At 63.7% G+C, this 7,628-nt stretch carries 10 protein-coding genes and 1 pseudogene; 10 read left to right on the top strand and 1 reads right to left on the bottom strand.

The features are described 5' to 3' along the window. The first annotated feature begins 123 nt into the window (after positions 1–123). From AUV07_RS08300 to AUV07_RS18100, 10 genes and pseudogenes are all read left to right on the top strand, one after another. Positions 124–1,377, top strand: coding sequence for an aromatic ring-hydroxylating dioxygenase subunit alpha (locus tag AUV07_RS08300; protein WP_005054956.1), 1,254 nt, complete (start codon positions 124–126; stop codon positions 1,375–1,377). Positions 1,378–1,454: 77 nt separating this feature from the next. Continuing rightward, positions 1,455–1,961: a 3-phenylpropionate/cinnamic acid dioxygenase subunit beta gene (locus AUV07_RS08295; protein ID WP_231868223.1), complete on the top strand. Its 507-nt coding sequence runs from the start codon at positions 1,455–1,457 to the stop codon at positions 1,959–1,961. Further along, positions 1,958–2,284, top strand: coding sequence for a hypothetical protein (locus AUV07_RS08290; protein WP_005054953.1), 327 nt, complete (start codon positions 1,958–1,960; stop codon positions 2,282–2,284). The genes AUV07_RS08295 and AUV07_RS08290 overlap by 4 nt, the downstream gene beginning before the upstream one ends. A gap of 3 nt (positions 2,285–2,287) precedes the next feature. Then, entirely contained in the window at positions 2,288–2,485 is a 198-nt protein-coding gene (locus tag AUV07_RS08285; protein WP_005054951.1) for a ferredoxin, read from the top strand. Next, positions 2,482–3,693, top strand: coding sequence for an NAD(P)/FAD-dependent oxidoreductase (locus AUV07_RS08280; protein WP_005054949.1), 1,212 nt, complete (start codon positions 2,482–2,484; stop codon positions 3,691–3,693). The genes AUV07_RS08285 and AUV07_RS08280 overlap by 4 nt, the downstream gene beginning before the upstream one ends. 112 nt (positions 3,694–3,805) lie before the next feature. After that, a pseudogene (locus AUV07_RS18105) lies at positions 3,806–3,958 on the top strand (helix-turn-helix domain-containing protein); the annotation flags it as partial. 42 nt (positions 3,959–4,000) lie between these two features. After that, on the top strand, positions 4,001–4,546 hold the full coding sequence (locus AUV07_RS08275; protein WP_223159176.1) for an IclR family transcriptional regulator: 546 nt from the start codon (positions 4,001–4,003) through the stop codon (positions 4,544–4,546). A 161-nt stretch (positions 4,547–4,707) separates the two neighbouring features. After that, on the top strand, positions 4,708–5,430 hold the full coding sequence (locus AUV07_RS08270; protein ID WP_005054944.1) for an alpha/beta fold hydrolase: 723 nt from the start codon (positions 4,708–4,710) through the stop codon (positions 5,428–5,430). Between the two features lie 16 nt (positions 5,431–5,446). Continuing rightward, on the top strand, positions 5,447–6,361 hold the full coding sequence (locus AUV07_RS08265; RefSeq protein WP_005054941.1) for an alpha/beta fold hydrolase: 915 nt from the start codon (positions 5,447–5,449) through the stop codon (positions 6,359–6,361). 900 nt (positions 6,362–7,261) lie between these two features. Beyond that, positions 7,262–7,384 (top strand): hypothetical protein, encoded by a 123-nt coding sequence (locus AUV07_RS18100; protein ID WP_267189609.1) that lies wholly within the window; start codon positions 7,262–7,264, stop codon positions 7,382–7,384. 14 nt (positions 7,385–7,398) lie between these two features. On the opposite strand, the gene AUV07_RS17295 is transcribed toward AUV07_RS18100, so the two are convergent. Continuing rightward, on the bottom strand, positions 7,399–7,494 hold the full coding sequence (locus AUV07_RS17295; RefSeq protein WP_370651862.1) for a hypothetical protein: 96 nt from the start codon (positions 7,492–7,494) through the stop codon (positions 7,399–7,401). Positions 7,495–7,628 lie beyond the last annotated feature (134 nt).

Below are 7,628 nucleotides of genomic sequence, written 5' to 3'. Positions count from 1 at the left end.
GTCATCTCAGTATTGGTCCGTTCTCGCCCCGTGCAGTGCGAAGGTCAGCAGTGCTGGTGTCTCACCCCATCCTGACGCACAGGGCTCGAGCGGGAGCGCTTGTTCAGTCGCGCGTGGATCTTCGTGGGTCACGAATCAGAGATCCCTCAGCCCGGCGACTACGTGGTGCGGCGAGTGCTCGACGACTCGTTCATCGTGGTGCGCGACGAGAGTGGCTCCGTCAAGGCGATGTTCAACATGTGCCTGCACCGAGGAATGCAGGTGTGCCGGGCGGAAATGGGCAACGCCTCGCACTTCCGCTGCCCGTATCACGGCTGGTCGTACCGCAACGACGGACGAATCGTGGGGCTGCCGTTCCACGAAGAGGCGTACGGTGGCGAGGCTGGCTTCAATCGCAAGGGAGCCCGCCTGCTTCCGGCGCCGAGCCTCGACAGCTACAACGGGTTGATCTTCATCAGCATGGATCCGGATGCGCCACCGCTGATCGACTACCTCGGCGATTTCGCTTTCTATCTCGACTACTACACGAAGCAGAGCTCCTCGGGCATCGAGCTCCGCGGCCCGCAGCGCTGGCGGGTGAAGGCGAACTGGAAGATCGGCGCAGAGAACTTCGCCGGCGACATGTACCACACGCCACAGACCCACACCTCGGTGGTCGAGATCGGCCTCTTCCGCGAACCGAAGGCGGAGAAGCGTAAAGACGGCAACACGTACTGGGCGGGCAACGGCGGAGGCACGACCTACAAGCTTCCGGAGGGAACGCTCGAGGAGCGGCTGCGCTACGTGGGCTACCCCGACGAGATGATCGACCGGATGAAGGAGGTCTGGTCCCAGGACCAGCTCAATGTGATCGGCGAGAACGGCTTCATGATCTCGGCGGCCTCGATCTTCCCGAACATGAGCTTCGTGCACAACTGGCCGAAGGTGGAAGACGGCGACGACGTGCTCCCGTTCATCTCGATCCGTACCTGGCAGCCGATCAGCGAGAACGAGACCGAGGTGCTTTCCTGGTTCGCCGTCGACGCAGCGGCACCGGAGGAGTTCAAGGCTCTGTCGTACAAGGCGTACCTGATGTGCTTCGGCAGCACGGGGATGTTCGAGCAGGACGATGTGGAGAACTGGGTGTCCCTTACGAACACCGCGAAAGGGAATATGGCGCGGCGCTTGCTGCTGAACAGCCGGATGGGCGTGCTGAAAGACGGCAGATTCGTCGTGGAGCCGCTCGGACCGGACGCGTTCTCTGGCCCGGGCGTGGCCCACGTCGGTTACGGAGAGTACAACCAGCGGCATCTGCTCGAGCGCTGGGCGGACTACCTCGAGACGGAGCCGACCGCGCTGATCATCTCGTCGGTGGGGATGCCGGAGGGGCTGTCATGACCGAGGCGCGCTGGGTTCGACTGAAAGAGTCGCCGCTCGGAGCACATACGACCAAAGCCACGCGGGTGGGGAGTTCGTTGTCGTTCTCGGACGGCCTGCATCTGGAGACGCACAGGTGGCTCGTCGAAGAGGCATACATCCTCGACGAGCAGCGGTACGAGGACTGGCTCGACCTCATCGCCGACGATGTGCACTACATCATGCCCGTGCAGGTCACTACCGCGCTCGGCGCCGGGTACTCGACGTCTCCGGGCATGGCGCATTGGGACGAGAACAAGTACTCCCTGAGCCGGCGGGTCGCCCGCTTCCTCACGGAACACGCCTGGACAGAGGATCCGCCCTCCCGGCTCCGTCACTTCGTCACGAACGTGCGCACCTTCGAGAGCGACGTCCCGGGCGAGGTCGTCGTCGATTCTGCGGTGCTTCTTTTCCGCAGTCGCGGCGACGTGCACGAGCCCGCGGTGATCTCGGCCGGCCGCGAAGACGTTCTGCGACGTGTCGGCGGCGGGTTGCAGCTCGCACGCCGAACCATCACGGTCGACGAGTCGGTCTTGCGCACACAGAATCTGGCGATCTTCCTATGAAACTCGAATGGGAAGGCGAAGAGGACGACCGCATCGCGGCCATCGCAGCAGCAGACGAACGTCAGCGGCTCGAAGACCAGCGGGTAGGGGCTCCGATCTCGATCGCCAATGAGTTCTCGGAGATCCGGGTATCTCGCGTGGAGACACGCAACGGCTCCCGGCTCCTGATCGAGTCGCCGCGATCCGGGCAGTGGGTCGCTCTCGATCCGCTCGAGCTCGAGGCGCTGACCTGGCAGACTACGGCGACGTTCTCCGCCATGATCGCCCAACCGTTCGCACCGATGTTCCCTGAGATAACGCCTGAAGAAGCAGGAGAGGAGTGACACATGCCTGTCGTGAAAGCGGATCTCGGGCTCTGTCAGGGCTACGCCAACTGCATCATGGCCGCGGGAGACTATTTCGATCTCGATGACGACGGCGTCGTGATCCTGCTCAGAACAGAGGTCGACGAGGCCGACCGGAAACGGGTCACCGAGGCGGCGAACAGCTGCCCGGTTTCCGCGCTCCGGGTGGAAGACGAATGACGACAGCGATTGTCGGTGCGTCGATCGCGGGGGTACGGGCCGCGCAGGCGCTTCGGGCAGAGGGGTATCGCGGAGACGTTGTGCTCATCGGCTCCGAGCCCGTGCTGCCCTACGACAAGCCGCCGCTGTCGAAGGGATACCTCGTCGGTGCAGGTGCAGCCGAGGTCACGCTCCTCACGGCGGCGGAGGCGCTCGAGCTTAACATCGACCTTCGTCTCGGTGTGCCGGCGGTAGGTCTGGACCGTGCGTTGTCGGAGCTCCGGCTGGCGAATGGACGGCGGGTCGGCTTCGATGACCTCGTGGTGGCGACCGGCGTCCGCGCGCGGCCGTCGCCGTGGGGTGAAGGCGAGGGAATCCATGTGCTGCGGACACTCGACGACGCAGACCGGCTGCGCGCCGAGCTAGTTCCCGATCGCAGGATCATCGTCATCGGAGCGGGCTTCATCGGCGCCGAGGTCGCCGCGACCGCTCTTGGGCTCGGAGTCGATGTCACCCTGGTCTCGGCGACACGCGACCTGATGTCACGCCGGCTCGGTGACGAGATTGGCGCCCTCTTCTCGCAGAAGCACTCCCGGCATGGCGTACATGCGGTTCTCGGACGGACGGTCGCGCAGATCGACGGTGCGAAGGGAGACTTCCGCGTGCTCCTGGATGACGGTTCCGAGCTCCACGGTGATGTCGTCGTCATCGGCATCGGGGCAGTGCCGAACGTCGAATGGCTCGAGGACTCAGGGCTCGAGATCGACGACGGTCTCGTCTGCGACGAATTCCTCACGGCACTCGGCGCCCCGGAAATCCATGCGATCGGCGATGTTGCGCGGTGGCGGCATCCGGTTCGCGGCGATCTCACCCGTCTTGAGCACTGGACGAATGCGGTCGACCAGGCGCGCTGTGTCGCGCACAACATCGCTCATCCCGACGACCGACGCTCATATCTGCCTGTCGAGTATGTCTGGAGTGACCAGTTCAACTGGAAGCTGCACATCGTCGGTCGCACGACGGCAGTCAACCCCGAGATGGTGACGGACCCTCGAACACCCGACCGGATCGCGTCTCTGTACTCTCAGAATGGTCTGTCATTCGACGGGGCAGTGGTACTGAATTGGCCCCGCGCTCTCGTCGAAGTCCGCCGGTCCATCGCAGCGGGATCGTCGCTTTCCGACGTTCGTGTACGACTGGGCCGGCTGCTCGAATCGGCGTCCGGATAGACCTGGACGGGATCGCCTTGCCCTTGATGGCGGCCCTGAGGGCCGGCAGGAACGATACAGTTTCTGTTGTGCAGAGAAATAGAGCAGCCGACGGAGTCGATGCGGCTCCGCAATACCGATCGAGTCGGTCGACAATGCCCTGAAACTCCTGCTCCTGCTCGGTGAGAAGAACGAACTTCGACTGACGGACGCCAGCAAGCACCTGGGTGTCGCGACCTCAACGGCGCATCGCATCCTCGCGATGCTTCAATGGCGAGGATTCGTGCGGCAAGACCCGCGAACGAAGACATACGGGCCAGGGCCGTCGTTGACCACGATCGCCTTCTCGGTGCTGAGAAAGATGGACATCCCGCAGATCGTGCAACCGATCCTCGAGGAACTCAGCCACCAAGCCGGCGAGACGGTTCACCTCGGCACGCTCGACGGCAACTCCACTCGCTTTCTCGCAGTCTCGGAACCGACGACGGCGGTGCGAGTCGCTTCACGGTTGGGCAAGGAGATGCCGGCCCATTGCACCTCCACGGGAAAGGTTCTCCTGGCGCAGCTCCCGCGAGAACAATTGGACCGTCTCTACCCCGACGAGCAACTCTCACAGGTGACTCCGCAGTCGATCCGTACCAAGACCGAGCTCCTCGCACAACTGGATCTTGTCGCGAAGCAGGGCTATGCAACGAACCGGGAGGAGAGCGAGGAGGGCGTGGCCTCGGTGGCCGTGGCCGTTCCCTCGGCGAGCGGGCTGCGGTTGGCGATCAACGCATCTGCCCCGGTGTTCCGCTTGCCTCCCCGCAAGGTGAAGACCCTCGTCGCACTCCTCGATGAGGCAGCCGTACGTCTGGCCGACCTGACCTCCTGAAGGCTCGTCGTCTCTTTCCCCTGCGACCTGGTGCAGGGGTCGTTCGGCGCGTTCTGAAGAGAGCTCGAGCCATGCTGGACTGTTGGCGCCGCGCAAGCTATTGTGTCTTCTAGTTAGGAACAAGTTCTGCTCAGCAGATAAATATGCGAAGAGGATGATCAATGCAGATCGTACTGGTGCACGGCGGATGGGTAGGCGGCTGGGTGTGGGACGGCGTCGCCGACGAATTGCGCAGAATGGGGCACGAGGTGATCGCGCCGACGCTGCGCGGTCTCGAAGACGGTGACGTGGACCGCTCCGGCGTCACGATGAGCATGATGGCGCGCGATCTGATCGATCAGGTAAGAGAGCTCACCCAGCTCGACATCGTGCTCGTCGGTCATAGCGGCGGAGGTCCGCTCATCCAACTCGTCGCTGAGGCGATGCCCGAGCGCATCGGCCGGGTCGTCTTCGTCGACGCCTGGGTGCTGCGCGACGGCGAGACCATTAACGACGTGCTCCCCGATCCGTTGGTCGCAGCGACGAAGGCGCTTGCGAGTCAGTCCGACGACAACACCATCGTCATGCCGCCTGAGCTCTGGGCCGCGTCTATGCAGGACATGTCCCCGTTCGAGCAGCAGCAGCTCGCCGCGCTCGAGCCGAGGCTCGTCCCAGCGCCGGCAGGCTGGTCCGATGAGCCGATCCGCCTCGACCGGTTCTGGGCGAGCAGCATCCCGTCAAGTTATGTGTTCCTCGCTCAGGACCAGGCCGTTCCCGCTGAGATCTACCAGGCCGCGGCCGGGCGGCTTGATAGTCCGCGCACGATCGAGATCGACGGAAGCCATTTGGTGATGCTCACGCATCCGGAGAGGCTCGCACGGGCCCTCGACGCCGTCATTGCCTAACAGGCCTGGGGAAGCTATGGATTCGATTTCACGCCCAGACGACGTCGCGCCGATCTCGTACACCGAACTGGCGCCGTCGGGTGCGCCTGCTCGGTGGATCGTCCTCGTGCACGGGGGTGGTGCCTCGAACGAGTACTATCTCGAGACGCCCGACGGCCGACAGGGCTGGGCGGCACGATTCGTATCGCATGGCTACGGTGTGCTGGTGGTGGACTGGCTGGGGTTGTCCTATGAGGCGGCCCAACACGTCGATGATCGTGCGGCGTCTGCGCGGCTGGACTATGAGAGCGTGTGCCGAGGGATGGGCGTGTTCCTCTCTGGTCTCGGCCGGAACGTCGTGCTGGTCGTGCACTCGATGGCAGGTCCGATTGGCTTCCGCCTCCTAGAGACGCATGGCGATCTCATCGACGGGCTCGTAGCCGTCGCTCCGGGCCCGCCTGGAAATATACAGGCGGTGCCCGAGATCGTGAGGGAGTCCGACCAGGAGGTCTCCATCCGTGGAGCGGCCATCGACTGGACCATCCCGAAGATGGGTTTCTGGGAACCCACAAGCGCCTTCGTGAACGACAAGGCCATCGGACCCAGCCGGCGGTTCCCCCGCGAGTGCATCGAGGTGTTCCGCCGCACCCTTCGGCCGATCCCGGCCCGGATGCTTTATCAGCGTCAGAACATCGGTGGGAGCCAAATGAGGATCGGGCCGACCGACGCGTTCACGAACAAGCCGATTCTCGTCTTCACGGGTGGAGCCGATACCGACCACCCCTCGCAGCTGGATCAGGACATCGTGGCCTGGCTCACCGATCAGGGCGCCGCCGTCACCTTCTGGTCGTCCGAACTGCCTCTTCTCGCTGGGAACGGCCACTCGCTGATGGTCGAAGACAATAGCGACGAGATCGCTGACGAGATCGCGCGGTGGATCACGGCGCTCTGACTCGCCACCGTATCGTCCCGGCCATTATTTCAGCCGACCCGACGTCCCCAACAGCGGAGGAGAACGCCAGTCGTTTCCTTCGTGTCACTCGAGGGAACGCTGTGCCAGCTCGTTGCCGACTACGACTTGGTCGATCGGGCCCTTGCTCGAACTCCTCATTTCATACGTCTGGCGATGGACTCAAGGGAGATGTTCGCCGACGGCCGCGTGCAACTCCAGGTCATCGGTGGACAGCTGAGGCGTCTGCCACGACGCATCGAGACGATCGGTTCGCAGCTCGAACGGAACGTTCGGGCTGAGCATAAGGATGTTCCGAGACCTCCAGGAACGCGGATGGATCGGTTCGTTGGTCGGGGAGCTGACGACCACCCTGGTTGGCGTGGCGCTTATCGTCGCTGCGGTGCTACTTTCGGTCTCGGGGGGTGGCCCCCAGCTCGCCCCGACGTCGCACTCCTACCGTTCCTAGGGGCGGGGTGGTCGGCCTCGCGGGCAGGCTCCTCGTGCTGAGGCCGCTGCGCACCTCCTTGATGCGCACCACGCTGATCGCCGGATCCTGGCAAACTATCCCGCGACGCGAATTCGCAGGGGGTGTCGGCGCGACTTTCGATCGACGTACAGTGCCGTCCGTTAACAAACGATCGGTTCGTGCGACCGAACTGTCGAACGCCTGTGCATCGCTGCGGCGAGTTCCTCATGGCGCAGTACCTGGGTTTCGCTTCCGGAAGAAGATTTCACGAACCCCAGCGACACGGTGTTGCGGTGACGTTCGACGAAAGAGAAGAAGGATGGCCCGGCGAATCCCAATCGCGCGAAGTCTCGCCTTCGAAATGACAGAAGCGCTCCTGTGCTCGCGCGTCGGTTACTTCGCACCTTCTAGGTGTGACGTTATCAATTAGGGTGATGACGACCGGTGACGGGTACCGGTACCTGCTGAACTCTGTCGTGTCCGGTGACGGCGACCGCGACGCCTCGTCTGTGTTGACGCGGTATTACGCGGAGGCCGGGACTCCTGGCTCGATGTAGCGCCGAGGGGGTCGCTACTGGTCGGTTCCGACGTTGTGTTCAACCCAGTCGCGCAGATGCTTCAACGGGGCGGCTGCGCTGTGTCCGAGGTCAGTAAGTTCGTACTCCACGCGAGCGGGAACCTCGGGGTAGACGGTGCGAGTGAGCAGGCCGTGGTCTTCCGGAAAGTGTCAAGGCGGGTGAGACAGATTCCGTCAGGCGGTCTGTATGAGGGCCTCCTGTGAGGGCTGGTTGATCCAGGCGG

This window comes from Microbacterium sp. CH1 (assembly GCF_001595495.1).
Lineage (GTDB): Bacteria > Actinomycetota > Actinomycetes > Actinomycetales > Microbacteriaceae > Microbacterium.
Note: the sequence above shows the minus strand (reverse complement) of the source record. Positions and strands in the feature narration are given on the sequence as shown.

Excerpts from the sequence above, each read along its gene's own strand:
- AUV07_RS08290 (WP_005054953.1), top strand. The coding sequence starts at position 1,958 with ATGAAACTCGAATGGGAAGGCGAAGAGGACGACCGCATCGCGGCCATC.
- AUV07_RS08285 (WP_005054951.1), top strand. The coding sequence starts at position 2,288 with ATGCCTGTCGTGAAAGCGGATCTCGGGCTCTGTCAGGGCTACGCCAAC.
- AUV07_RS08280 (WP_005054949.1), top strand. The coding sequence starts at position 2,482 with ATGACGACAGCGATTGTCGGTGCGTCGATCGCGGGGGTACGGGCCGCG.
- AUV07_RS08270 (WP_005054944.1), top strand. The coding sequence starts at position 4,708 with ATGCAGATCGTACTGGTGCACGGCGGATGGGTAGGCGGCTGGGTGTGG.
- AUV07_RS08265 (WP_005054941.1), top strand. The coding sequence starts at position 5,447 with ATGGATTCGATTTCACGCCCAGACGACGTCGCGCCGATCTCGTACACC.
- AUV07_RS18100 (WP_267189609.1), top strand. The coding sequence starts at position 7,262 with ATGACGACCGGTGACGGGTACCGGTACCTGCTGAACTCTGTCGTGTCC.